This is a genomic window from Enterobacter cloacae complex sp. HYC003_NIDB (assembly GCF_056673375.1).
The window spans coordinates 2,233,605-2,256,281 of sequence record NZ_CP114220.1; the positions used below are offsets into that span (position 1 = coordinate 2,233,605).

23 protein-coding genes are annotated in these 22,677 nt (G+C 54.3%); 16 read left to right on the top strand and 7 right to left on the bottom strand.

Features of this window, described 5'->3' with window-relative positions; genetic code table 11:
* The first annotated feature begins 42 nt into the window (after positions 1–42).
* Entirely contained in the window at positions 43–633 is a 591-nt protein-coding gene (locus O1722_RS10505) for a TetR/AcrR family transcriptional regulator (protein WP_015570397.1), read from the top strand.
* Here O1722_RS10505 and sapF read toward each other — a convergent pair.
* From sapF to pspF, 6 genes are all read right to left on the bottom strand, one after another.
* Entirely contained in the window at positions 630–1,436 is an 807-nt protein-coding gene (gene sapF, locus O1722_RS10510; RefSeq protein WP_003856838.1) for a putrescine export ABC transporter ATP-binding protein SapF, read from the bottom strand. The two genes, O1722_RS10505 and sapF, sit on opposite strands and share 4 nt — an antisense overlap.
* 1 nt (position 1,437) lies before the next feature.
* The gene (gene sapD, locus O1722_RS10515) at positions 1,438–2,430 is read right to left on the bottom strand and encodes a putrescine export ABC transporter ATP-binding protein SapD (RefSeq protein WP_003856840.1); all 993 of its coding nucleotides are present in this window, start codon (positions 2,428–2,430) and stop codon (positions 1,438–1,440) included.
* The gene (gene sapC, locus O1722_RS10520; protein ID WP_003856843.1) at positions 2,430–3,320 is read right to left on the bottom strand and encodes a putrescine export ABC transporter permease SapC; all 891 of its coding nucleotides are present in this window, start codon (positions 3,318–3,320) and stop codon (positions 2,430–2,432) included. The genes sapD and sapC overlap by 1 nt, the downstream gene beginning before the upstream one ends.
* Complete coding sequence (sapB, locus tag O1722_RS10525) at positions 3,307–4,272, bottom strand: putrescine export ABC transporter permease SapB (RefSeq protein WP_033486861.1); 966 nt, start codon at positions 4,270–4,272, stop codon at positions 3,307–3,309. The genes sapC and sapB overlap by 14 nt, the downstream gene beginning before the upstream one ends.
* Complete coding sequence (sapA, locus tag O1722_RS10530; protein ID WP_017383082.1) at positions 4,269–5,909, bottom strand: ABC transporter substrate-binding protein SapA; 1,641 nt, start codon at positions 5,907–5,909, stop codon at positions 4,269–4,271. The genes sapB and sapA overlap by 4 nt, the downstream gene beginning before the upstream one ends.
* 88 nt (positions 5,910–5,997) lie before the next feature.
* Positions 5,998–6,990, bottom strand: a complete 993-nt coding sequence (gene pspF, locus O1722_RS10535; protein WP_163358567.1) for a phage shock protein operon transcriptional activator — start codon at positions 6,988–6,990, stop codon at positions 5,998–6,000.
* Between the two features lie 151 nt (positions 6,991–7,141).
* Between pspF and pspA the strand changes: the two genes are divergently transcribed.
* The 15 genes from pspA to O1722_RS10610 all read left to right on the top strand — a co-directional run bounded on the left by pspA (position 7,142) and on the right by O1722_RS10610 (position 21,571).
* Positions 7,142–7,810 (top strand): phage shock protein PspA, encoded by a 669-nt coding sequence (gene pspA, locus O1722_RS10540; protein ID WP_033486862.1) that lies wholly within the window; start codon positions 7,142–7,144, stop codon positions 7,808–7,810.
* A gap of 49 nt (positions 7,811–7,859) precedes the next feature.
* Positions 7,860–8,084 (top strand): envelope stress response membrane protein PspB, encoded by a 225-nt coding sequence (pspB, locus tag O1722_RS10545; RefSeq protein ID WP_033486863.1) that lies wholly within the window; start codon positions 7,860–7,862, stop codon positions 8,082–8,084.
* The gene (gene pspC / locus O1722_RS10550) at positions 8,084–8,443 is read left to right on the top strand and encodes an envelope stress response membrane protein PspC (protein WP_006810819.1); all 360 of its coding nucleotides are present in this window, start codon (positions 8,084–8,086) and stop codon (positions 8,441–8,443) included. The genes pspB and pspC overlap by 1 nt, the downstream gene beginning before the upstream one ends.
* Positions 8,444–8,455: 12 nt before the next feature.
* Positions 8,456–8,680, top strand: a complete 225-nt coding sequence (gene pspD / locus O1722_RS10555; protein ID WP_033486864.1) for a phage shock protein PspD — start codon at positions 8,456–8,458, stop codon at positions 8,678–8,680.
* Between the two features lie 195 nt (positions 8,681–8,875).
* Positions 8,876–10,573: a sugar phosphorylase gene (locus O1722_RS10560; protein WP_033486865.1), complete on the top strand. Its 1,698-nt coding sequence runs from the start codon at positions 8,876–8,878 to the stop codon at positions 10,571–10,573.
* A gap of 13 nt (positions 10,574–10,586) precedes the next feature.
* Complete coding sequence (locus O1722_RS10565; RefSeq protein WP_033486866.1) at positions 10,587–11,879, top strand: ABC transporter substrate-binding protein; 1,293 nt, start codon at positions 10,587–10,589, stop codon at positions 11,877–11,879.
* A 21-nt stretch (positions 11,880–11,900) separates the two neighbouring features.
* Positions 11,901–12,782, top strand: coding sequence for a carbohydrate ABC transporter permease (locus O1722_RS10570; protein WP_033486867.1), 882 nt, complete (start codon positions 11,901–11,903; stop codon positions 12,780–12,782).
* A complete protein-coding gene (locus O1722_RS10575) occupies positions 12,769–13,611 on the top strand; it encodes a carbohydrate ABC transporter permease (protein ID WP_015570402.1) in 843 nt (280 codons plus the stop codon). The genes O1722_RS10570 and O1722_RS10575 overlap by 14 nt, the downstream gene beginning before the upstream one ends.
* 28 nt (positions 13,612–13,639) lie before the next feature.
* Positions 13,640–14,692 (top strand): D-guloside 3-dehydrogenase, encoded by a 1,053-nt coding sequence (gene ycjQ / locus O1722_RS10580; RefSeq protein WP_015570403.1) that lies wholly within the window; start codon positions 13,640–13,642, stop codon positions 14,690–14,692.
* A gap of 16 nt (positions 14,693–14,708) precedes the next feature.
* Entirely contained in the window at positions 14,709–15,497 is a 789-nt protein-coding gene (gene ycjR, locus O1722_RS10585; protein WP_033486869.1) for a 3-dehydro-D-guloside 4-epimerase, read from the top strand.
* 11 nt (positions 15,498–15,508) lie between these two features.
* Positions 15,509–16,567, top strand: a complete 1,059-nt coding sequence (gene ycjS / locus O1722_RS10590) for a D-glucoside 3-dehydrogenase (RefSeq protein WP_094058377.1) — start codon at positions 15,509–15,511, stop codon at positions 16,565–16,567.
* Entirely contained in the window at positions 16,561–18,840 is a 2,280-nt protein-coding gene (locus O1722_RS10595) for a glycoside hydrolase family 65 protein (protein WP_033486870.1), read from the top strand. The genes ycjS and O1722_RS10595 overlap by 7 nt, the downstream gene beginning before the upstream one ends.
* On the top strand, positions 18,830–19,495 hold the full coding sequence (gene pgmB, locus O1722_RS10600) for a beta-phosphoglucomutase (RefSeq protein ID WP_022648295.1): 666 nt from the start codon (positions 18,830–18,832) through the stop codon (positions 19,493–19,495). The genes O1722_RS10595 and pgmB overlap by 11 nt, the downstream gene beginning before the upstream one ends.
* A 13-nt stretch (positions 19,496–19,508) precedes the next feature.
* Positions 19,509–20,591 carry an ABC transporter ATP-binding protein gene (locus tag O1722_RS10605; protein WP_058686507.1) on the top strand — a complete coding sequence of 361 codons (1,083 nt, stop codon included), beginning with the start codon at positions 19,509–19,511 and terminating at the stop codon, positions 20,589–20,591.
* A gap of 65 nt (positions 20,592–20,656) precedes the next feature.
* Positions 20,657–21,571 carry an OmpG family monomeric porin gene (locus tag O1722_RS10610; RefSeq protein WP_023303821.1) on the top strand — a complete coding sequence of 305 codons (915 nt, stop codon included), beginning with the start codon at positions 20,657–20,659 and terminating at the stop codon, positions 21,569–21,571.
* Positions 21,572–21,604: 33 nt separating this feature from the next.
* On the opposite strand, the gene O1722_RS10615 is transcribed toward O1722_RS10610, so the two are convergent.
* Positions 21,605–22,615: a LacI family DNA-binding transcriptional regulator gene (locus tag O1722_RS10615; protein ID WP_023296696.1), complete on the bottom strand. Its 1,011-nt coding sequence runs from the start codon at positions 22,613–22,615 to the stop codon at positions 21,605–21,607.
* Positions 22,616–22,677: the final 62 nt, after the last annotated feature.

A 22,677-nucleotide genomic window follows, 5' to 3' on the forward strand; every position in this document is an offset into this window, starting at 1 on the left:
GCGTATGTCAAATTATAGTTATCGCTTAATTAAGGAAGTCCCATGGCTACAAAACGTCGCGCTGAAACGGCCCAGGAAAATCGCGAGAAAATGATTCAGGCGGCGCGAAAGGCATTTGCTGAAAAAGGCTATGCCGCAGCGTCAATGGATGAACTCACGGCAAGCGTGGGGTTAACACGCGGCGCGCTATATCATAATTTCAACGACAAGAAGGGACTACTGGCGGCGGTGGTCGCGCAGATAGACAGCGAAATGGCAGCAAACGCAAAAGCGATTGCCGCCGCCGCCGAAGATGACTGGGAGCGACTGCTGGCGGAGGGCATCGCCTATATCAAAATGGCGCTCGTTCCGGAAGTTCAGCGTATCGTCCTCCTTGACGGCCCTGCTGTTCTGGGCGACCCGGCGCAATGGCCCAGCCAGAACAGCTGCCTTGAGTCGACCCGTCAGACCATCGAAAAAATGATGGAGTGCAACGTAATCAAAAAGATGGATGCCAGAGTCGCAGCCCATCTGCTAAATGGCGCTGCTCTGAATGCGGCTCTGCTGATTGCCGCGAGTGATGAACCGCAGAAGACCCTCCCGCATGCCATAGAGGTGTTTACTCTGCTGGCAAGCGGGTTACGCAGCGGCTAACGATCTTTACGCCACGCGTCCGCCGTCAACGCTTCACCAAAGTGTCCGGCAATCAGGCGTTTCGTCAGGTCATGGAGCGGGGAGGCCAGTACGTCAGCGGTACTGCCGCGCTCGACAACTTCTCCCTGGTGCATTACCAGCACCTGATCGCTGATGTGCTTCATCATGCCCAGGTGCTGAGTCACGTAGATATACGAGATCCCCTGTTTTTCCTGTAACTCCAGCATCAGGTTAATGAGCTGCGAACGCATCGACATATCCAGCGACGCCAGCGCTTCGTCGGCGATGATGACCTTCGGGCGCAGGATCAGCGCGCGGGCCAGACCGAGACGCTGTTTTTGGCCCGGGGCCAGCATGTGCGGGTAATAGCTGACATGGTCGGGCAGGAGGCCTACCAGACGCAGGGTTTCGACAATCCGTTTGCGACGCGCTTCCGGCTCCAGGTCGGTATTCAACCGCAGCGGGAAATCCAGAATCTGGGAAATACGCTGGCGCGGGTTCAGGGACGTCGACGGATCCTGAAAAATCATCCGGATGCGCTGACTGCGAAAAGAGTAGTCCCCAAATTCCAGAGGATGATCGTCAATCAGTATTTCACCGCCGCTCGGCTCGACCATACCCGCGAGCATTTTTGCCAGGGTCGATTTGCCCGAGCCGTTTTCACCGATAATCGCCAGCGTCTGCTTTTCGCGCAGCGTAAAGCTCAGCGGTTTAACAGCCTCGACGGTCTGACGGTGAAACAGGCCGGTGCGATAGCGAAAGGTCTTACTTAGGTTACGTACTTCCAGTAAGGTTTCGACCATTTCACTCTCTCTCCATGTTCAGCGGGAAATGACAGGCAAACAGATGATTTTTCGGCCCTGTCAGGCGCGGTGTTTCGATGCATTTGCGCTGAGCATACGGGCAACGCGGACCCAGACGGCAGCCAATGGGCAGCGATTCCAGCAGCGGTATCGCGCCAGGCAGCGTATTCAGCCGGCTTTTGTGCGGCATCGCGCTGCCAAAATCCGGGATCGCCCTGATCAGCGCCTGCGTGTAGGGATGATGCGGCGTCGTCACCAGGTCTTCGCTTGGCGCGGTTTCTACCGTCTGGCCGCAATACATTACATCAATTTTATCCGCCCACTTGCTCAGCATTTGCAGGTCGTGGCTGATCAACAAAATGGTGGTGTTGTTATTCTGGTTCAGACGCGTGAGCAGGCGGAAAATCTGGGCCTGGGTGGTTGGCTCCATCGCGTTCGTTGGTTCGTCCGCAATCAGCAGACGCGGCTGATTCGCCAGGGCGATGGCAATCATCACTTTCTGGCATTCACCGTCGGTCAGTTCGTAGGGGAAACTGCGCATCGCGTCTTTATGGTCTTTGATCCCGACACGGTGCAACAGCTCAATGGCACGGCGTTTACGCCAGCCGAAACGCTGCCACCAGCGGCCTTTATAGGTCCACCCGGGGATGTTCTGCATCAGCTGTTTCCCGACGCGCTCGGACGGATCGAGACAGGATTGCGGCTCCTGGAAAATCATCGAGACGTTATGGCCCACCAGTTTACGGCGTTCGCGCGGGGAGAGACGCAACAGATCGATGTCGTCGAAGCGCATACGATCGGCGGTCACCCGCCAGTTGTCCTTCGCCACGCCGCAAATGGCCTTGGCGATCAGACTTTTCCCTGAACCCGATTCGCCCACCAGCCCGCGGATTTCGCCCTCTGCAAGCGTAATACTGATGCGATCCACGGCCTTGACCCAGCCTTCGCCCGTTTTAATTTCGATCGTGAGGTTGCGGATATCGAGTAACGGCATTATTGCACCCCCGCATTGATTGCGCGGCGGATCCCGTCGCCCAGCAGGTTAACGAGCAGCACGCTCACCATGATGGCCGCGCCCGGCAGCATGACCGTCCACGGCGCAACGTAAATCAGCTCCAGCGCATCGCCGAGCATGGCGCCCCATTCCGGGGAGGGGAGCTGCGCGCCAAGGTCCAGGAAGCCCAGCGCTGCGATATCCAGAATCGCCATCGACAGGGCGCGGGTGATCTCCGTCACCAGCCCGGCGGCAATGTTAGGCAGCACGGCAAACCACAAAATATTAAACGTGGTGGCGCCATCCAGGCGGGCGGCAACGACATACTCTTTCTCCAGCTCGTCGTGAACCAGGCTGTAAACCGAGCGCACCATGCGCGGCAGAATGGCCAGCCAGACGGCGAACATCGCATGGGTGAGGTGCGGCCCCGCGAAGGCCACGACGATAATCGCCAGCAGCAGCGAAGGAATAGAGAGCAGGGTATCAAGAATATGGTTAAGCACGGCCGACCGCAGCCCGTGGGTTGAGCCGGCAAAAATGCCCAGCGCCAGGCCGCAGATTGCGGCAGCCAGGGTGACCACGAACGCGCCGCCTACCGTCGGTGCGGCGCCGCTCAGCAAACGACTTAGCACGTCGCGTCCGAGATCGTCAGTCCCCAGGAAGAACGAAACCTCCCCGTAGCGCGACCACGACGGCGGTAAAAGCTGATAGCCAAGGAACTGCTGATCGATGCCATACGGTGCAAACCACGAACCCAAAACGCACAGCAACACGAGGCCAATGCAGCCGTAAAAGCCGATCATCGCCGTGGTGTCGCCGTAAAAATTACGCCACACGGTACGTAGCGCACCGGGCGTGCGCTTTTCGCTGTAGACGTTATCGTAAGGCATACCATTCCTTATGCTTCAATGGGTTGGCCATGGCACCCAAAATATCGGAAATAACGTTAACAATAATGACCAGCGAGCCAATCACCATCACGCCGGCGGAGATCGCCGCGTAATCCTGCTGGCGAATGGCGTTGATCATCCAGCGCCCAAGGCCCGGCCAGCTGAAAACCATCTCGGTGATCATCGCCAGCGTCAGCATGGTTGAGAATTGCAGCCCAAGACGTGGGATAACGGGTGGCAACGCATTGTGCAGCACATGGCGACGTAGAATCGTCAGGCGAGACAGTCCGCGCGTGGCGGCGGCCTTCACATAGTTTTGATCGAAGACTTCAATAGTGCTGATGCGCATCAGGCGGATCACTTCGGTCGTCGGCGCGACGGCCAGCGTGAGCACCGGCAGCACCATGTGGCGCAGCGCGCTCACGATCATCTCGTCGCGCCAGACTGAATCAGAAAGCCAGGCGTCAACGATGGCGAAGCCGCTCACCGTTTGCACGTTATACAGCAGGTCAAAACGGCCAGATACCGGCAGCCAGCCTAACGTCAGTGAGAAGAATAGGGTAAGCAGCAGCGCCAGCCAGAAAACAGGGATGGAAAAGCCAATTAAGGCAAGCGCACTAATAAATTTATCCTGCCATTTATTACGATAAATTCCCGCCAGCATTCCCACCGGGATCCCCACCATGAGGGCAAAGCCAAAGGCGAGTATACACAGCTCCATGGTGGCCGGGAAAACCACTTTCAGCTGTTCGGAGATGAGCTGTCCGTTGATGCTGGACACGCCAAAATCCCAGTGCAGCAGGCCATTAAACCAGAACAGCCAGGCGTCCCAGAGAGATGAGCCCTGAAGCGGGGCGTGCGGCGTAAAGTAGCTCAGGCTAAAGCCGACAAAGGTCAGGAAGAACAGGGTCACCAGCAGTAACAGCAGCCGACGCAAGGTAAATATAATCATGGTTTCTTCACCTCTTGTTCTTTCTCACGGGTCACGCCCGCGAAGGAGGCGTTACCAAACGGGCTGAGTACCAGCCCTTTAATATCGTAACGGTAGGCCTGGAGGCGCAGGGAAGAGGCAAGCGGCAACACGGGAAGTTCTCTGGCCAGAATATTTTGCGCTTCATCGTAGGCCTCAATGCGTGAGGCAAGCTGTTGAGACGCCAGCGCTTTTTGCAGCACGGCATCAAATTCCCGGTTACACCAGTGGGCGTAGTTGGTCTGGGAGTTGATTGCCGCACAGCTCAGCAGCGGACGGAAGAAGCTGTCCGGGTCGTTACTGTCGGTGGACCAGCCAGCCAGCGTTAAGTCGTGATTCATGTCCATCAGACGCGCCTCCTGGAAACGGCCTTCGACAGGCACGATGATCACCTTAACGCCCACCTGCGCCATATCAGCCTGCAACAGCTCAGCCGTTTTCAGCGGGCTGGGGTTCCACGCCTGAGAGCTGGTGGGCACCCACAGCTGTAGCGTCAGGTTTTCTGCCCCCAGCGCTTTAAGCTGTTCGCGCGCTTTCGCCGGATTATATTCCGTAATCTTCGCCTCGCCGTCATAGGCCCAGGAGGCGCGCGGAAGAATAGAGGCGGCGGTTTCCGCGGTACCGTAGTAAATCGACTGCATCAGACGCTGGTTGTTGATCGCTAACGCCAGCGCATGGCGCACGGCCGGATTATTCAGCGGCGGCTTATCGGTGTTAAACGCCAGATAAGCGATGTTCATGCCCGGGCGCAGGGTCAGGCGCAGGCGTGGGTCGTCGCGCAAAATGGTCAACTGGCTGGCCGCAGGCCAGGCAAGCACATCGCACTCGCCGGTCAGCAGTTTGGAGAGTCGGCCTGTTCCACCTGAACCCAGATCAACAATAACCTGCGGCATCAGCGGCTTGCCGCGCCAGAAACGATCGTGGCGTTGCAGGCGAATGTATTGTCCGGCGCGGTACTCTGCTAACTGGAACGGACCGGTGCCTACAGGCTCACGATCGAGACGTTCCTGACGATCCTTTTTCGTCAGCTGATCCGCGTATTCGGCTGACATGACCGAGGCGTAGTGCGTCGCCAGATGCCAGAGGAAGGAGGCATCCGGGCGATTCAGACGAAACTCAACCGTACGGTTATCCAGTTTGCGAACGCTTTTGACCGAGTCCGCGAATTGCAGACTGTCGAAATAGGGGAAGTTCCCGCCATTAACGTTATGCCACGGATGATTGCGATTGAATATGCGCTGGAAGGTGAAAACCACGTCATCCGCGTTGAGCTTACGAGTTGGGGTAAACCACGGGGTGTGCTGAAATGCGACATCATCGCGTAGACGAAAGCGGTATGTGGCGCCGTTATCAAGCACTTCCCAACTTTCAGCAAGCTCCGGAACCAGCCGATAGGTATAAGGATCGACGTCGAGCAGGCGATCGTAGAGCTGTGCGGCCAGCGTATCGACAATCAGGCCGCTCCCCGCTTTTTGCGGATTAAAAATATCAACTTGACCGCTGACGCAGTAGACGAAACCACTATCACGGATATCAGGAGGCACAGCGCGATCGGGCGCAGCAAAGGCCAGATTGCTGAACAAACCGAGTGCAAACAGGGACGATAAAACCAGGCGCATAGTTTTTAAGGTTTTTAGATTCGATCTGCAAAGTGTATCGCACTTACGCCTGCTTCGTAAAAATGTCTGGGGGTAAGTGCTGATAATGTCAGCGCATTTGATGTTTTTTGAGCAATGCCCTTAACTGATGGTAGGTCAGGCCCAGCAGTTCAGCCGCCCGTTTCTGATTATATTTCGCCTCTTTCAGGCTCTGCTCAAGCAGCTGTTGCTCCTGCTGATGCTGGAACTGGCGTAAATCGAGCGGCAACGCCGGAGCCTGCTGGCGCGTCGCCGGAGCAGGGAGCTGTTTATCCTCGCGCCGAAACGGATCGAGAATAATGTTGTCCAGTTCGGTCTCGCTGCTGCCATGCCGGTAAACGGACCGTTCCACCACGTTTTTCAGTTCACGAATATTGCCCGGCCAGTGGTAACCGAGCAGGGTCCCGGTGGCCCGTTCACTGAAGCCCGGAAAGAGAGGCAGACCCAGTTCCCGGCACATCTGAATGGCAAACTGATCGGCCAGCAGCATGATATCGCTGCGCCGCTCCCGCAGCGGCGGCAGCTGTACAACATCGAAAGCCAGCCTGTCCAGCAGGTCAGCGCGGAATTTGTCCTCAGCCACCATCGCGGGCAGGTCGGCGTTGGTGGCGCACACCAGGCGAACGTTGACCTGGAGCGGCTGACTGCCGCCAACGCGTTCCAGTTCACCGTACTCAATGACGCGCAGCAGCTTTTCCTGCACCAGCATCGGCGCGGTCGCCAGCTCGTCGAGAAAGAGCGTTCCGCCATCGGCGCGCTCAAAGCGTCCGGGATGGCGTTTTTGTGCGCCGGTGAAGGCGCCAGCTTCATGACCAAACAGCTCGGTGTCGAGCAGGTTTTCATTCAGCGCCGCGCAGTTAAGCGAAATAAAAGGGCCGTCCCAGCGGCCAGACAGAAAGTGCAGGCGGTTAGCGATAAGTTCTTTACCCGTTCCGCGCTCACCGATAATCAGCACCGGTTTATTCAGCGGCGCGAGGCGCGATACCTGTTCAAGCACTTCCAGGAAGCTGTTGGCCTCGCCAAGCAAATTATCTTTATATTCAGCCATGATGAAATTAACCACTCCTTAGTGATATTCACCAGGTGAGAATAGCCGCTGGCTGGATAAATATCAATCACACTCAGTAAAATCAATAAGATAAAAAGTTGGCATGGGATTTGTATTAACTACTCAGCAGGGCATCGCCCGATAACAGAACTATGAGGATTGAATTATGGGTATTTTTTCTCGTTTTGCCGACATCGTGAACGCCAACATCAACTCGCTGCTGGAGAAAGCGGAAGATCCGCAGAAGTTGGTGCGCCTGATGATTCAGGAGATGGAAGACACGCTGGTTGAAGTACGCTCCACCTCCGCCCGCGCGCTGGCAGAGAAAAAGCAGTTAACGCGTCGTATCGAGCAGGCAACTGCCCAGCTTAACGAATGGCAGGAAAAAGCGGAACTGGCGCTGCGTAAAGATAAAGAAGATCTGGCTCGCGCTGCGCTGATTGAGAAGCAGAAGCTGACCGACATGGTTGCCACGCTGGAACACGAAGTGACGCTGGTGGATGATACTCTGGGGCGTATGAAGAAAGAGATTGGTGAGCTTGAAAACAAACTCAGCGAAACCCGTGCACGTCAACAGGCGCTGGCGCTGCGCCACCAGGCTGCAAGCTCGTCCCGCGACGTGCGTCGCCAGCTGGACAGCGGCAAGCTGGATGAAGCGATGGCCCGTTTCGAATCGTTTGAACGTCGTATCGACCACATGGAAGCGGAAGCCGAGAGCCACAGCATCGGTAAGCAGAAAACCCTCGATCAGCAGTTTGCTGACCTGAAAGCCGATGATGAAATTAGCGAGCAACTGGCTGCGCTGAAAGCCAAAATGAAACAAGACAACCAATAATAATTCCTGCGGCACCTGAGCGTGCCGCATCGTAAGACAAGGAGTACACATGAGCGCGCTTTTTCTGGCTATACCCCTGACCATTTTCGTGCTGTTTTTTCTGCCCATCTGGTTATGGCTGCACTACAGCAACCGCTCTTCACGCGGTGAGCTGTCGCAGAGTGAACAACAGCGGCTGGCGCAGCTCTCTGCCGAGGCAAATAAAATGCGCGAACGTATTCAGGCGCTGGAAGCGATCCTGGACGCGGAACACCCGAACTGGAGGGAACGGTAATGGCTGGACTGAATCTGAATAAAAAACTGTGGCGGATCCCACAGCAGGGCATGGTTCGGGGCGTTTGCGCCGGGCTGGCGCACTATCTGGATGTTCCGGTAAAACTGGTGCGTGTGGTCACCGTATTGTCGATTTTCTTCGGCCTGGCCTTTATTACGCTTGTGGCATACATCATTCTGTCGTTTGTACTCGATCCTATGCCGGAAGGTGAGCTGGATGCGGAGAACACGCCAACCAGCAGCGATCTCCTGAACGCGGTGGATGAACAGCTGAGCGCAGGGGAGAAGCGATTGCGCGAGATGGAACGTTATGTCACCTCCGATACCTTTACGCTGAGAAGTCGTTTTCGTCAGCTTTAAGAGAGAACTTACATGAAACAAAACTGGCAACAGGCCGGTCAAAAGGTAAAACCCGGCCTGAAAATCGCAGGTAAACTGGTTCTGATGACGGCGTTACGTTATGGCCCGGCCGGTGTGGCGGGTTGGGCGATCAAGTCTGTTGCCCGCAAGCCGGTCAGAATGTTGCTGGCGGTCGCTCTGGAGCCGCTGTTACAGAAGTTGGCAAAACGCGTTTCCCGGCGCTACCTGTCACGCTAGTTCCTCCCGCATAAGCCCTTTCTCGCCCAGAGAAGGGGCATGACTTTCCCTTCTGCGTTTCTTCTCCTTTTCTGCTTTCTTTGCGGCAGCTCACAATAATGCGTTGCGCTGCGCTGAGATTGCTGCTTTCTGCCCCCGGGTCCGTTGACAGATATTTTTCATGGGAGTAGATTGCCAATCCGTGGGACCGCTACCATGGAAAATAATGTGAACGCAAAAATTAAAAAACTTATCAATCATATTTACGGTGAATCATTTTCAGATGCACACCTTAACGTGTTATTAACCAAGCTTGAAAAGGCGGCGGTTAATATTACGGAAAAGCGTAAGTCAGGCTGGGATGAAAAAGACGTTGTGCTGATTACCTATGCCGATCAGTTCTCCGCGAAAGGGGAGAAAGCGTTGCCGGTATTTATCCGTTTCTATAATGAATGGCTTTCTCGCACGTTTTCTCATGTCCATCTGTTACCGTTTTATCCGTGGTCGTCGGATGATGGATTTTCCGTTATTGATTATCACGAAGTTGCACCTGAAACCGGAACCTGGCGAGATGTCGCGGAATTAAAACAGTCTGCCAGCTTAATGTTTGACTTCGTTTGCAACCATATGTCAGCGAAAAGCGAATGGTTTGCTAATTATCTGGCGCAGAAGCCGGGCTACGAAGATTTCTTTATTTCTGTCGATCCCGAAACCGATTTATCGGCGGTGACGCGTCCCCGCGCATTACCGCTGCTGACGCCGTTCACGCTTAATGATGGCAGCGTTCGTCATCTGTGGACCACATTCAGCGATGACCAGATCGATCTCAACTTCGCCTCGCCGCAGGTGCTGATTGCCATGGTTGACGTTCTGCTCCATTACCTCATGGAAGGGGCGCGTTATATCCGTCTGGATGCGGTCGGGTTTATGTGGAAGATCCCGGGAACCACCTGTATCCATCTGGAACAAACCCATTGCCTTATCCAGCTGTTCCGCGCCATTACGGACGCCGTGGCGCCTGGCACGGTGATCATCACTGAGACAAATGTTCCCCACAAAGACAATATCTCTTACTTCGGTGATGGTGAAAATGAAGCCCAGATGGTCTATCAGTTTTCCTTACCACCGCTGGTGCTGCACGCCGTTCATCGTCAGGATGTCAAAGCCCTGTGCCGGTGGGCGGGCTCGCTGGCGCTGCCTTCAACTTACACCACCTGGTTTAATTTCCTGGCTTCACATGATGGTATCGGATTGAACCCGTTACGCGGCATCCTTCCGGAATCAGAGATCCTTTCGCTGGTCGAAAAGCTTCAGCAGGAAGGCGCGCTGGTCAACTGGAAAAATAATCCTGACGGAACGCGAAGCCCCTATGAAATTAATGTCACCTATCTTGATGCGTTGAGTTTGCGAGACAGCTCAGATGATGAGCGCATTGCGCGGTTCATCCTGGCGCATGCTGTGTTATTAAGTTTTCCTGGCGTACCGGCTGTATATATTCAAAGCATTCTTGGTTCGCGTAACGATTATGAAGGTGTCGAACGTCTCGGATATAATCGCGCGATAAACAGGAAGAAATACACCGCAGGTCAGGTTGATCGGGAGCTTAATAATAATAAGAGTATACGTTATCAGATTTATTCTCGTTTGAGTGAGCTTATTGCTATTCGTCGCGGCGAGCGTGCGTTCCATCCGGATAGTCAGGCTATTTTTGACGCAATCGGTGAACATATTCTTAAAATTGTTCGTGTTGCTGAAAATGGCGAGCGAATGACAGCATTATTTAATTTTAGCAATAAAATGCAGACCGTTTATGGACAAACGCTCTTTGGTAGGGAATTACTCTCAGGACAAGATATTAGCGGTACGGAACTGACCCTCAATCCATGGCAGGTAATGTGGATTAAAGAAAACTAAAAAGGACCCTAAAATGAAAATGCCCAAAATTGTGCTGTTATCAGCACTGGTTTCGTGCGCCCTGTTATCAGGCTGTAAGGACGATAAAGCATCTCAGGTCACCATTGAGTTTATGCACTCGTCGGTAGAACAGGAGCGTCAGGCAGTTATTACGAAACTGATCGAAAAATTCGAGAAAGAAAACCCGACTATTACGGTGAAACAGGTCCCCGTTGAGGAAGATGCCTATAACACCAAGGTCATTACGTTGGCCCGTACCGGCGCGCTGCCGGAAGTGATTGAAGTCAGCCATGACTACGCCAAAGTCATGGATAAAGAGCAACTGCTGGACCGTGACGCGATCGGCAACGCGATTAAAGCCGTCGGTGAAGATACCTTTTACGACGGTATTTTACGCGTTGTTCGCACCGAAGACGGCAAGGCATGGACGGGGGTGCCGGTTAGCGCGTGGCTGTCCGGCGTCTGGTATCACAAAGATGCGCTCGCGGCAGCGGGAATCGAAGAACCGCACAACTGGGAGCAACTGCTGAAAGCCAGTCAGGCGCTCAACGAACCGGCGAAAAAACATTACGGTATCGCGCTTCCAACCGCAGAAAGCGTCATGACGGAGCAGGCCTTCTCGCAGTTTGCGTTGTCAGGCGGAGCCAACGTCTTTGATGCAAACGGCAACGTGAAAATCGATACCCCTGAAATGTCGAAAGCGCTGGCGTTTTATCGGGCACTGGCCGCGAACACCATGCCGGGCTCCAATGATGTCATGGAGATCAAAGACGCCTTCATGAACGGCTCTGCGCCTATGGCCGTTTACTCCACCTATATCCTGCCCGCGGTCTACAAAGATGGCAATCCGGCCAACCTGGGGTTCGTGGTCCCGACGGAAAAATCATCAGCCGTGTACGGCATGATCACCTCGTTGACGATCACGACCGGCCAGACCGAAGAGGAAACGCAGGCGGCAGAAAAGTTTGTGACCTGGATGGAGCAGGCTCAAAACGCGTCTGACTGGGTGATGATGTCCCCTGGCGCGGCGCTGCCGGTGAACAAACTCGTGGTGGGCACTGATAGCTGGAAAAACAACGACGTGATCAAAGCCTTTGGCCAACTGCCTTACGAGCTGATTGCGCAGTTCCCGAACGTCCAGGTATTTGGCGCCGTAGGCGACAAAAACTTTACCCGCATGGGAGACGTTACCGGCTCCGGCATTATCAGTTCCATGGTGCATAACGTGACGGTGGGACAAAAAGATCTCAGTGCGACGTTAAGCAACAGCCAGAAGAAACTGACTGACCTGATATCACAACGATAGGAGCGCTTTGCGAAGGGAATTATGAAGACGTTGTTTTCTGGTCGTTCAGATATGCCTTTCGCCATGCTGCTGTTGGCCCCCAGCCTGATTTTGCTGGGGTGCCTGGTGGCCTGGCCAATGATTTCCAACATTGAAATCAGTTTTTTACGTTTACCGCTGAACCCGCGTATTGATGCGGTGTTCGTCGGCCTGGATAACTACATTCGCATTCTGGGCGATGCTGCGTTCTGGCACTCCCTGTGGATGACGTTCTGGTATACGGCGCTGGTCGTGCTCGGCAGCACCGGGCTGGGACTGGCCGTAGCGATCTTCTTTAACCGTGAATTCCGCATGCGGAAAACGGCTCGTTCACTGGTGATCCTGTCCTACGTGACGCCGTCTATTTCACTGGTATTTGCCTGGAAATACATGTTCAACAACGGCTACGGGATTGTGAACTACCTGGGCGTTGATCTGCTGCATCTCTACGATCAGGCGCCGCTGTGGTTCGATAATCCTGGCAGCAGTTTTGTCCTGGTTGTGCTGTTCGCCATCTGGCGTTACTTCCCGTACGCCTTTATCTCGTTCCTCGCGATTTTGCAGACCATTGATAAATCGTTGTACGAAGCGGCAGAGATGGACGGAGCGAATGCCTGGCAGCGTTTTCGTATCGTGACGTTGCCCGCCATCATGCCGGTGCTGGCCACGGTCGTCACGCTGCGAACTATCTGGATGTTCTACATGTTTGCGGATGTGTATCTGCTCACCACCAAGGTCGACATTCTGGGCGTATATCTCTACAAAACCGCCTTTGCGTTCAATGACCTGGGTAAAGCAGCCGCCATTTCCGTTGTGCTGTTTGTGATCATCTTCGCTGTCATTCTGCTGACCAGAAAAAGGGTAAACCTCAATGGCAACAAATAAACGCGTTCTGGGCCGTATCGGTTTTTATCTGGGACTGGCGCTATTTCTGATTATCACGCTGTTTCCATTTTTTGTGATGTTGATGACGTCGTTCAAAAGCGCGAAAGAGGCGATCTCGCTGCACCCGACTATTCTGCCGCAGGAGTGGACGCTACAGCACTACATCGACATCTTTAACCCGCTGATTTTCCCGTTTGTGGATTACTTTCGTAACAGCATGGTGGTGTCGCTGACCTCCTCGGTCATTGCGGTGTTTCTCGGCACGCTGGGCGCGTATGCGTTATCCAAACTGCGCTTTAAAGGGCGCACGACGATCAATGCGAGCTTCTACACCGTCTATATGTTCTCCGGGATCCTGCTGGTGGTGCCGCTGTTCAAAATCATCACCGCGCTCGGCATTTATGACACCGAACTGGCGCTGATCATCACCATGGTGACGCAGACGTTGCCTACCGCGGTCTTTATGCTGCGCAGCTATTTCGACACCATCCCGGACGAAATCGAAGAAGCCGCGATGATGGACGGCCTGAACCGCCTGCAAATCATCTTCCGCATCACCGTGCCGCTGGCGATCTCGGGTCTGGTGTCGGTCTTTGTCTACTGCTTCATGGTGGCGTGGAATGACTATCTGTTCGCCTCCATTTTCCTGTCCAGCGCCAGCAACTTCACGTTGCCGGTCGGGCTGAACACGCTCTTCAGTACGCCAGATTACATCTGGGGTCGCATGATGGCTGCATCGCTGGTAACGGCACTTCCGGTCGTCATTATGTATGCCCTGTCTGAACGTTTCATTAAAAGTGGTTTGACCGCCGGCGGCGTGAAGGGCTGAGGCGGCCGATTTTAACAAGGAGTCAGTCATGAAAAAATTAGTTGCGACAGCGCCTCGTGTAGCGGCGCTGGTGGAATACGAAGATCGTCCTGTTGCAGCACACGAGGTGAAGATTCGTGCCCGTTATGGCGCCCCGAAACACGGTACTGAAGTCGTGGATTTCCGCGCGGCAAGCCCGTTCATCGATGAAGAGTTCAACGCTGAGTGGCAGATGTTTACCCCGCGTGAAGAAGGTGCAGCGCGCGGCATCGAATTTGGTAAATTCCAGCTGGGGAACATGATCGTCGGCGACATCATCGAATGTGGTGCGGACGTGACGGAATACCAGATCGGCGACAGCGTCTGCTGCTACGGCCCGTTGCAGGAAACGGTCATTGTTAACGCGGTGAACAACTATAAGCTGCGCAAAATGCCGCAGGGCGCATCCTGGAAAAATGCCGTTTGTTACGATCCGGCGCAGTTCGCCATGAGCGGCGTGCGTGATGCTAACGTCCGCGTAGGGGATTTCGTCGTGGTTGTGGGGCTGGGCGCGATTGGTCAGATTGCGATTCAGCTGGCGAAAAAAGCCGGCGCGTCAGTGGTTATTGGTGTCGATCCTATCGAACATCGCTGTGAGATCGCCCGCCGTCACGGTGCAGACCACTGCCTGAACCCAATCGGTACCGATGTCGGTCTGGAAATTAAGAAACTGACCGGCAAGCAGGGCGCGGATGTGATCATCGAAACCAGCGGATTTGCAGATGCGCTGCAATCTGCGCTGCGCGGTCTCGCCTACGGTGGAACAATCTCCTACGTGGCCTTCGCCAAGCCGTTTGCGGCGGGCTTCAACCTCGGTCGCGAGGCACACTTCAACAACGCCAAAATTGTCTTCTCCCGCGCATGCAGTGAACCCAACCCGGATTATCCGCGCTGGAGCCGCAAGCGTATTGAAGAGACCTGCTGGGAATTGCTGATGAACGGTTATCTCAATTGCGAAGATCTGATCGACCCGGTCGTCACCTTCACCACCAGCCCGGAAAGCTATATGAAGTATGTCGATCAGCACCCGGAACTCAGTATCAAAATGGGCGTCACTTTTTAAGCTAAGGACAGCAATCATGAAAATCGCAACACAAAACCAGGCCTTTTTCCCGCCCGCTATCATGGAAAAATTCGAATACATCAAAGCGATGGGATTTGATGGCTACGAAATTGATGGCCGGCTGCTGGTGGAAAACCTCGACGAAGTAAAAGCGGCTATCAAAGCCACCGGCCTGCCGGTCACGACGGCCTGTGGCGGATACGATGGCTGGATCGGGGATTTTATCGAAGAACGCCGCCTGAACGGTCTACAGCAGATTGAACGCATTCTGGAAGCGCTGGCAGAAGTGGGCGGCAAGGGGATTATCGTTCCGGCTGCGTGGGGGATGTTTACCTTCCGTCTGCCGCCAATGACTTCGCCACGTAGCCTGGACGGCGATCGCAAAGCGGTCAGCGCTTCCCTGCGCTGGCTGGATGAGGTGGCAGCGCGCACCGGTACTACCGTCTACCTGGAGCCGCTGAACCGCTATCAGGATCATATGATCAACACCCTGGCCGATGCGCGTCGTTATATCGAAGAGAACGGCCTGAAGCACGTGCAGATCATCGGTGATTTCTACCACATGAATATTGAAGAAGACTCCCTGACGGAAGCGCTGCATCACAACCGCGACCTGCTGGGTCATGTGCACATTGCTGATAACCACCGCTATCAGCCGGGCAGCGGCAGCCTCGATTTCGCCAGCCTGTTCGATCAGCTGCGTGCCGATAACTATCAGGGTTACGTCGTGTACGAGTGCCGGGCGCGTGCCGACGATCCGGCTCAGGCCTATAAGGACTCTCTCACTTACTTGCGTGAATGCTAAGGATGACGAGCGTGATGAGTGCTTCTACACCTTTGCCTCTGCGCGTCGCCATCATTGGCGCCGGGCAGGTTGCAGACAAAGTGCATGCCTCGTATTACGCCACGCGCAGTGATGTTCAAATGGTGGCTGTCATGGACAGCCGCCTTGAGCAGGCACAGGCGTTCGCGGAACGTTATGCTATTCCATCGGCATGGCAGGACGCTCACGAGATGTTGCAGGAAGTAAAACCGGATGTGGTGAGCGTCTGTTCGCCTAACCGGTTCCATTTTGAACATGTGATGGCGGCTCTCGAAGCAGGCTGTCATGTGATGTGTGAAAAGCCGCCGGCGATGACGCCGCACCAGGCGGATGAGATGCGTCTCGCGGCGCGCAAGGCTGGAAAAGTCCTCGCGTACGATTTTCACCATCGCTTTGCCCTGGATACCCAGCTCCTGCGCGATGCGGTTATGAACGGAACGCTCGGTGAAATTTACTTCACCTCCGCGCAGGCGCTGCGTCGTTGCGGTGTGCCGGGGTGGGGCGTGTTCACCAATAAATCGCTTCAGGGCGGCGGGCCGCTGATCGATATCGGCATTCATATGCTGGATGCCGCGATGTATGTGCTCGGCTTCCCGGCCGTGAAGCGGGTAACCGCGCACAGCTTCCAGAGACTGGGGAACCGGAAACACACCGGCCAGTTTGGCGAATGGGATCCTGCGCAGTTTACCGTGGAAGATGCCCTGTTTGGCACGATTGAGTTCTGCAACGGTGGCATTCTGCGTCTGGACACCTCTTTTGCGCTTAATATCCGCGAGCAGTCGATCATGAACGTCTCTTTCTGCGGTGAGAAGGCGGGTGCAACGCTGTTCCCGGCACACATTTATAACGACGAAGCCGGTGTTTTGCAGACGCTGACCCAGCGTGAAGAAGCTGACGATCGGAGACATCTGCGCAGTATGGACGCGTTTGTTCGCCACGTAATGGGCGAGCCGGTCATGATTGCCGATGCGGAGCAGGGGCTGGTGATCCAGCAATTAGTCGCGGCGTTATATGAAGCCGCGGAAACAGGGGAAAGCGTGACGTTATGCTGAACCAGTCTGTATTAACCGATCCGGGCTTTTGCCCGCATAGCCTGAATAAGTACGCGTCCATTATGGCCTGCGGCAATGGCTACATGGGCATTCGCGCCACGCATGAAGAAGATTACACCCAGCAGACCAGAGGCATGTACCTCGCGGGGTTGTATCATCGCGCGGGACGCAATGAAACCACTGAGCTGATCAATCTGCCGGATGTCACCGGGATTGAAGTTGAGCTGAACGGCGTCAATTTCACGCTCCTTTCAGGCGAAATTCTTGAGTGGCAACGCGAGCTGGCCTTTGCTAACGGCGAACTGCATCGTAACGTTGTCTGGCGTTCGCCGGACGGAAAACGCTATCGCCTGGAAAGCCGTCGTTTTGTTTCGCTGGACCAGTTGCCCTTAGTGGCAATGCAGCTCTCGATCACACCGCTTGATGGCGCCGCTCAGGCCGTGCTGAAAACCGGCATAGATGCGACACAAACGAACAGCGGCAGGCAGCATCTGGATGAAATCTCGGTAAGGGTCTTTGACCAGCACTACATGCAAGGTGTGTATGAAACGCAGGACCGGGCGTCTGAAGTTGTTGTTTCGGCGTTTTGTCAGCTCTCCGCTAAGAGCGATAGCTGTTTCACTGCCAAAAATCGTCGCCTCAGCGTTCATCATTCTCTGACTATCTTGCAAGGTGACACTGTCACGCTTGAAAAAATTGTCTGGCTGACGCATCGCTGCGATAAATCGCTCTCGCAGGAGTCTTTCGCCCGCAACGCGCTGGCCGATCTCAAAGTCTGCGCGGCAAGAGGCTACGATACGTTGCTTGAGAGCTCAGCGTACGCCTGGGAAGCGGTCTGGCGTGATGCTCGGGTGGAAGTGACTTGTGCAGAACAGCAGGATCAGCTGGCGCTGGATTACGCCGTCTGGCATCTGACGACAATGACGCCTGCTCATGATGAGCGAAGCAGTATTGCGGCTAAAGGGCTGACGGGTGAGGGGTATAAGGGACACGTCTTCTGGGATACCGAAATTTTCCTGCTGCCGTTCCATCTGTTTACCCGTCCACAGATTGCCCGCAGTCTGCTGCGCTATCGCTGGCTCAATCTTTCGGGCGCGCGTGAAAAAGCACGCCGTAACGGTTGGCCGGGCGCGTTGTTCCCGTGGGAAAGCGCCGCCAGCGGACAGGAAGAGACGCCAGAATTCGCGGCCATTAACATCCGCACCGGGGTTCGCCAGAAGGTCGCCTCCGCACTCGCTGAACATCACATCGTGGCAGATATTGCCTGTGCCGTTGTCGCTTACTGGCAGGCAACACACGACGATGCCTTTATGCGCAATGAGGGCCTGACGCTGCTGATGGAAACCGCTTCGTTCTGGATGGGACGCGCGACGGAAATTAATGGTCGTCTTGAGATCCATGACGTAATCGGACCGGATGAATACACCGAGCATGTCAACAACAACGCCTACACCAACTATCTGGCCTGGCACAACGTTGCCTGCGCGCGTCAGTTTATGGCGATGTTTGGGCGTGAAGATGCGCGTTTTACGGAGAATGCCGGGACGTTTCTGGCGCGCCTGTGGCTGCCAGAGGCCGACGCAGAGGGTGTGATCCCGCAGGATGATACCTTCATGGCAAAACCTGCCATCGATCTGAGCCGCTATAAAGCCAAAGCGGGTAAGCAAACCATTCTGCTTGATTACTCTCGCGCGGAAGTGAACGAGATGCAGATCCTGAAGCAGGCCGACGTGGTGATGCTTAACTACCTGCTGCCGGAACGGTTTACGCCGCAGCAATGTGCCGCCAATCTGGCGTTCTACGAGCCACGCACGATCCATGATTCATCCCTGAGTAAAGCCATTCACGGCATTGTGCTCGCACGCTGCGGTGACACCGAGGGGGCGTATGCCTTCTGGCGCGATGGTATCGCCATTGACCTGGGAGACGACCCGCACAGCAGCGATGATGGTATTCATGCCGCCGCCACCGGTGCGATCTGGTTGGGCGCCATTCAGGGTTTTGCTGGCCTGCACATTAGCGAAGGGGAGCTGCATCTTGCGCCGAAGCTGCCTGCTCACTGGCAGAAACTCGCCTTTCCGCTGCGGTGGCGGGACGCAACAATGCATATTACCTGTGAAGATGGCCAGTTAACCATCGAAACCACCGCACCTGTCACGTTGACGCTGTGGGGTAAAACGCTGCACGTATCAGGGCGAAAGGTTTGTGAGCGTAAGGACTTTCTTGCATCTGTTAATGGGACCGCTACCACGGAGGGGCGCCATGACGCTTAACGCTGTTGTATTCGATCTGGACGGGGTCATCACCGATACCGCTCATCTTCACTTTCTGGCCTGGCGCGCCGTGGCGGAGGAGATTGGTATCACCTTCGATGAAGTATTTAACGAACAGCTGAAGGGAATAAGCCGTATGGACTCCCTCCAGCGCATTCTGAAACATGGCGGGAAAGAGGGGATGTTCAGTGACGAGCAGCGCCTGGCGCTGGCGACGAAAAAAAACGCGCTTTACGTCCAGTCGCTGGCATCACTGACGCAGGATTCGCTGCTGCCGGGTATTCGCGACGTGCTGGCGGATATTCGCGCCGCGAAGGTCAAAATTGGACTGGCATCCGTATCGCTTAATGCTCCTGGGATTTTGCACGCGTTGGGTATTCATCAGGCTTTCGATTTTTGCGCCGATGCTTCGCGCATTTGCCGCTCAAAGCCGGACCCGGAAATCTTCCTTGCGGCCTGTAAAGGACTGAACGTGCGTCCTGAAGAGGCCATTGGTATCGAAGATGCCGCCGCAGGAGTAGATGCGATTAACGCCGCAGGAATGCTGTCGGTGGGGATTGGGCCTGGCCTGAACCATGCGGGATTACAACTTCATTCAACGCAGGAACTGACCTGGGAACGCCTGACGGCGTTCTGGGCATCCCGGGCGTATTGATAAGGAATTAATAATGGCTCAACTGTCTCTGAAACACATTCAGAAAATCTATGATAACCAGGTCCACGTGGTGAAGGATTTCAACCTCGAAATTGAAGACAAAGAATTTATTGTCTTCGTCGGTCCATCGGGCTGTGGGAAATCCACGACGCTGCGAATGATTGCCGGCCTTGAGGAGATCAGCGCGGGTGAACTGATTATTGACGGGGTTTGCATGAATGATGTTCCCGCCAAGTCCCGTGATATCGCGATGGTCTTCCAGAACTATGCGCTCTATCCGCATATGACAGTCTACGACAACATGGCGTTTGGCCTGAAAATGCAAAAAATTGCGCCCTCCGTCATTGAAGAACGCGTTACCTGGGCGGCACAGATCCTGGGCTTGCGCGACTATCTCCAGCGTAAACCTGGCGCGTTGTCCGGCGGTCAGCGCCAGCGCGTGGCGTTAGGCAGGGCGATAGTGCGCGAAGCGGGGGTCTTCCTGATGGATGAGCCTTTATCCAACCTCGATGCCAAACTTCGCGTGCAGATGCGCGCTGAAATCAGCAAGCTGCACCAGAAGCTTAATACCACCATGATTTACGTGACGCACGATCAGACGGAAGCCATGACGATGGCGACCCGCATCGTGATTTTAAAGGACGGCATCATTCAGCAGGTGGGCGCGCCGAAGCAGGTCTACAACGAGCCGGCGAATATGTTCGTTGCAGGGTTTATTGGCTCACCGGCGATGAACTTCATTCGTGGCGCAATCGACGACCGCTACTTTGTGACGGAAACTCTGCATCTGGAGATCCCGGAGGACAAGCTGGCCGTGCTGAATGCGCAAGGTTACCAGCGTAAAGCGGTTGTCTTTGGGATCCGTCCGGAAGACATTCTCACCGTACAGCGAAGCGGTGAAAACATCACGGCGAAGATCAGCGTTGCTGAGCTGACCGGGGCTGAATTTATGCTTTATGCCTCCGTGGGTGGGCATGAACTGGTTGTCCGTGCGGGAGCGGCGGATGATTACGTTGCCGGAGAGAATATCGGCATCCAGTTCGATATGAATAAGTGCCATTTCTTCGATGCTGATACTGAAACAGCTATTAGATAAGAAAGGTATTCGCCGGAAATGAAAGTTTCCGGTTTTTTGTGTGTTAATTATAAAGGAATATTTTAATGAGTACTCTACTAAGAAGTGCTGCGCTCGTTCTGTGCGCAGGGGTGAGCTGCGCGCAAGCAACTGAATCAGCCAAACAGTGGGAATTTAATATTGGCGCCATGTATGAAATTGAAAACGTCGAAGGTCAGGCCGACGATAAAGATGGATTATATGAACCCTCCGTGTGGTTTAATGCCACATGGGATGCATGGACCATTTCGCTGGCTATGTATCAGGAAGGGCCGGTTGATTACAGTAGCATGACGCGCGGCACCTATTTCGATCGACCTGAAGTAGAATTACGCTATCGTTTTATCGGCACCGATGATTTTACGTTCGGCCTGACCGGTGGCTTCCGTAATTATGGCTATCACTTTAAGGATGAGCATGGTGCTAAAGACGGTAGTGCTAATATGCAGCGCTATAAAGTTCAGCCTGACTGGGATATTAAACTAACCGACGACTGGCGTTTTGGCGGCTGGTTTGCCATGTATCAGTTTGCCAACGATCTGGAAAAAACCGGCTATTCTGACAGCCGCGTCGAGACCGAAACCGGTTTTACCTGGACAATTAACGAAACGGTCTCGGCAAAAGTTAATTACTATTTAGAGCGCGGTTTTAATATGGACGGTTCACGTAATAACGGTGAATTCTCCACTCAGGAAATTCGCGCCTATCTGCCGATTTCATTGGGTCAGACGACGCTAACGCCTTATACCCGTCTGGGACTCGATCGCTGGTCAAACTGGGACTGGCAAGACGATCCTGAGCGTGAAGGACATGATTTCAACCGTTTGGGTATGCTGTACGCCTATGATTTTAACAATGGTTTATCCATGACGCTGGAATATGCCTACGAATGGGAAAACCATGACGAAGGGGAAAGTGACCGCTTCCACTATGCCGGTATCGGCGTGAATTACGCGTTTTGATAACACTTCACCAGGGGCGTTTGCCCCTGGTTTTTAGCGTAATGAAGCCGCATCTGAAAAATGCGTTTCAACCAATATCTTATGCGGGGCAGGTTTACCCGCTATGCACCTGAACAACACATCGCAGCTCTCTTCGCCCAGCTTTCTGGTGGGGATATCAAAGCCGCCAGGCGCAGGGGTTAAAATGAGAGATAGCATTGGGTCGCTGTATCCTGCCATTGCGACCTGTTCCGGGATCGTCAGGTTTAGCGCATCCGCGGCACGATAAAGACTCAGCAATTTCATACTGTCTGTCGCAAAAACCGCATCGGGCGGGTTGTCTGAAGAGAGTAGCTGACAGGCCGCCTGAAGCGCGCTTTCATGGGTATACCCGCCATCAATAACCCAGTCCGGGTTAATCGCAATACCCTGCTTCTCAAGGCTCGATTTATAGCCCGCCAGGCGATCGATAGAAACGTGATAATCGAGCGGGGCATGCAGGCAGGCAATTTTAGTGCGACCATGTTTGATAAATGAGTCGGTTAATATGGCGCTGTCGCGGAAATTATCCGTGTCGACAGAATAGATATTCTGGTAATTGCCTTCCACTTTACCAATAACGACCACGGGCACGCCATATTCGTCCAGCGTCGCGAAAAAAGACTCGTTCGCCGGCGAGCTTAGCATGATGATCCCCTTGATCATCTTCTGCTTTATTTTACCTACGCATTTTTGCAGATCATCTTCGCTGCTTTTGGACGTTTGTAAAATAACATCAAAACCCTCTTCTTCTGCTTTTGCCGTAATGGCATGTAATACATCAGAGAAAAACGGATTGCCTGCGGTGGTTTTGGTTGAGCGGGTCGAAATAACCATAATGGCGTCGAAGCCAGAAGAGGTGAGTGCGCGGGCAAGTTTATTCGGTTGATAATTTAATTCTTCTATCGCCTTCAACACCTTTTCGCGCGCTTCAGGAGAAATATTCGTTTGTTTATTCAGAACGCGCGACACGGTTGATTTCGAAACGCCAGCAACGCGGGCAATATCATAGATGGTGGGTGACATACACCTTACTCACTCCAGACGGACAGCAATTGCGCCCATCTTACTGGAGAGAAAACAGCAAT

Bases quoted from the DNA above. Each gene is read 5' to 3' on its own strand.
- pspA (WP_033486862.1), top strand. From the start codon at position 7,142: ATGGGTATTTTTTCTCGTTTTGCCGACATCGTGAACGCCAACATCAAC.
- sapF (WP_003856838.1), bottom strand. From the start codon at position 1,436: ATGGTCGAAACCTTACTGGAAGTACGTAACCTAAGTAAGACCTTTCGC.
- pspD (WP_033486864.1), top strand. From the start codon at position 8,456: ATGAAACAAAACTGGCAACAGGCCGGTCAAAAGGTAAAACCCGGCCTG.
- pspB (WP_033486863.1), top strand. From the start codon at position 7,860: ATGAGCGCGCTTTTTCTGGCTATACCCCTGACCATTTTCGTGCTGTTT.
- ycjR (WP_033486869.1), top strand. From the start codon at position 14,709: ATGAAAATCGCAACACAAAACCAGGCCTTTTTCCCGCCCGCTATCATG.
- ycjQ (WP_015570403.1), top strand. From the start codon at position 13,640: ATGAAAAAATTAGTTGCGACAGCGCCTCGTGTAGCGGCGCTGGTGGAA.
- O1722_RS10615 (WP_023296696.1), bottom strand. From the start codon at position 22,615: ATGTCACCCACCATCTATGATATTGCCCGCGTTGCTGGCGTTTCGAAA.
- sapD (WP_003856840.1), bottom strand. From the start codon at position 2,430: ATGCCGTTACTCGATATCCGCAACCTCACGATCGAAATTAAAACGGGC.
- O1722_RS10505 (WP_015570397.1), top strand. From the start codon at position 43: ATGGCTACAAAACGTCGCGCTGAAACGGCCCAGGAAAATCGCGAGAAA.
- pspC (WP_006810819.1), top strand. From the start codon at position 8,084: ATGGCTGGACTGAATCTGAATAAAAAACTGTGGCGGATCCCACAGCAG.
- O1722_RS10565 (WP_033486866.1), top strand. From the start codon at position 10,587: ATGAAAATGCCCAAAATTGTGCTGTTATCAGCACTGGTTTCGTGCGCC.
- sapB (WP_033486861.1), bottom strand. From the start codon at position 4,272: ATGATTATATTTACCTTGCGTCGGCTGCTGTTACTGCTGGTGACCCTG.
- O1722_RS10575 (WP_015570402.1), top strand. From the start codon at position 12,769: ATGGCAACAAATAAACGCGTTCTGGGCCGTATCGGTTTTTATCTGGGA.
- O1722_RS10570 (WP_033486867.1), top strand. From the start codon at position 11,901: ATGAAGACGTTGTTTTCTGGTCGTTCAGATATGCCTTTCGCCATGCTG.
- sapA (WP_017383082.1), bottom strand. From the start codon at position 5,909: ATGCGCCTGGTTTTATCGTCCCTGTTTGCACTCGGTTTGTTCAGCAAT.
- O1722_RS10560 (WP_033486865.1), top strand. From the start codon at position 8,876: ATGGAAAATAATGTGAACGCAAAAATTAAAAAACTTATCAATCATATT.
- O1722_RS10605 (WP_058686507.1), top strand. From the start codon at position 19,509: ATGGCTCAACTGTCTCTGAAACACATTCAGAAAATCTATGATAACCAG.
- sapC (WP_003856843.1), bottom strand. From the start codon at position 3,320: ATGCCTTACGATAACGTCTACAGCGAAAAGCGCACGCCCGGTGCGCTA.
- O1722_RS10595 (WP_033486870.1), top strand. From the start codon at position 16,561: ATGCTGAACCAGTCTGTATTAACCGATCCGGGCTTTTGCCCGCATAGC.
- pgmB (WP_022648295.1), top strand. From the start codon at position 18,830: ATGACGCTTAACGCTGTTGTATTCGATCTGGACGGGGTCATCACCGAT.
- O1722_RS10610 (WP_023303821.1), top strand. From the start codon at position 20,657: ATGAGTACTCTACTAAGAAGTGCTGCGCTCGTTCTGTGCGCAGGGGTG.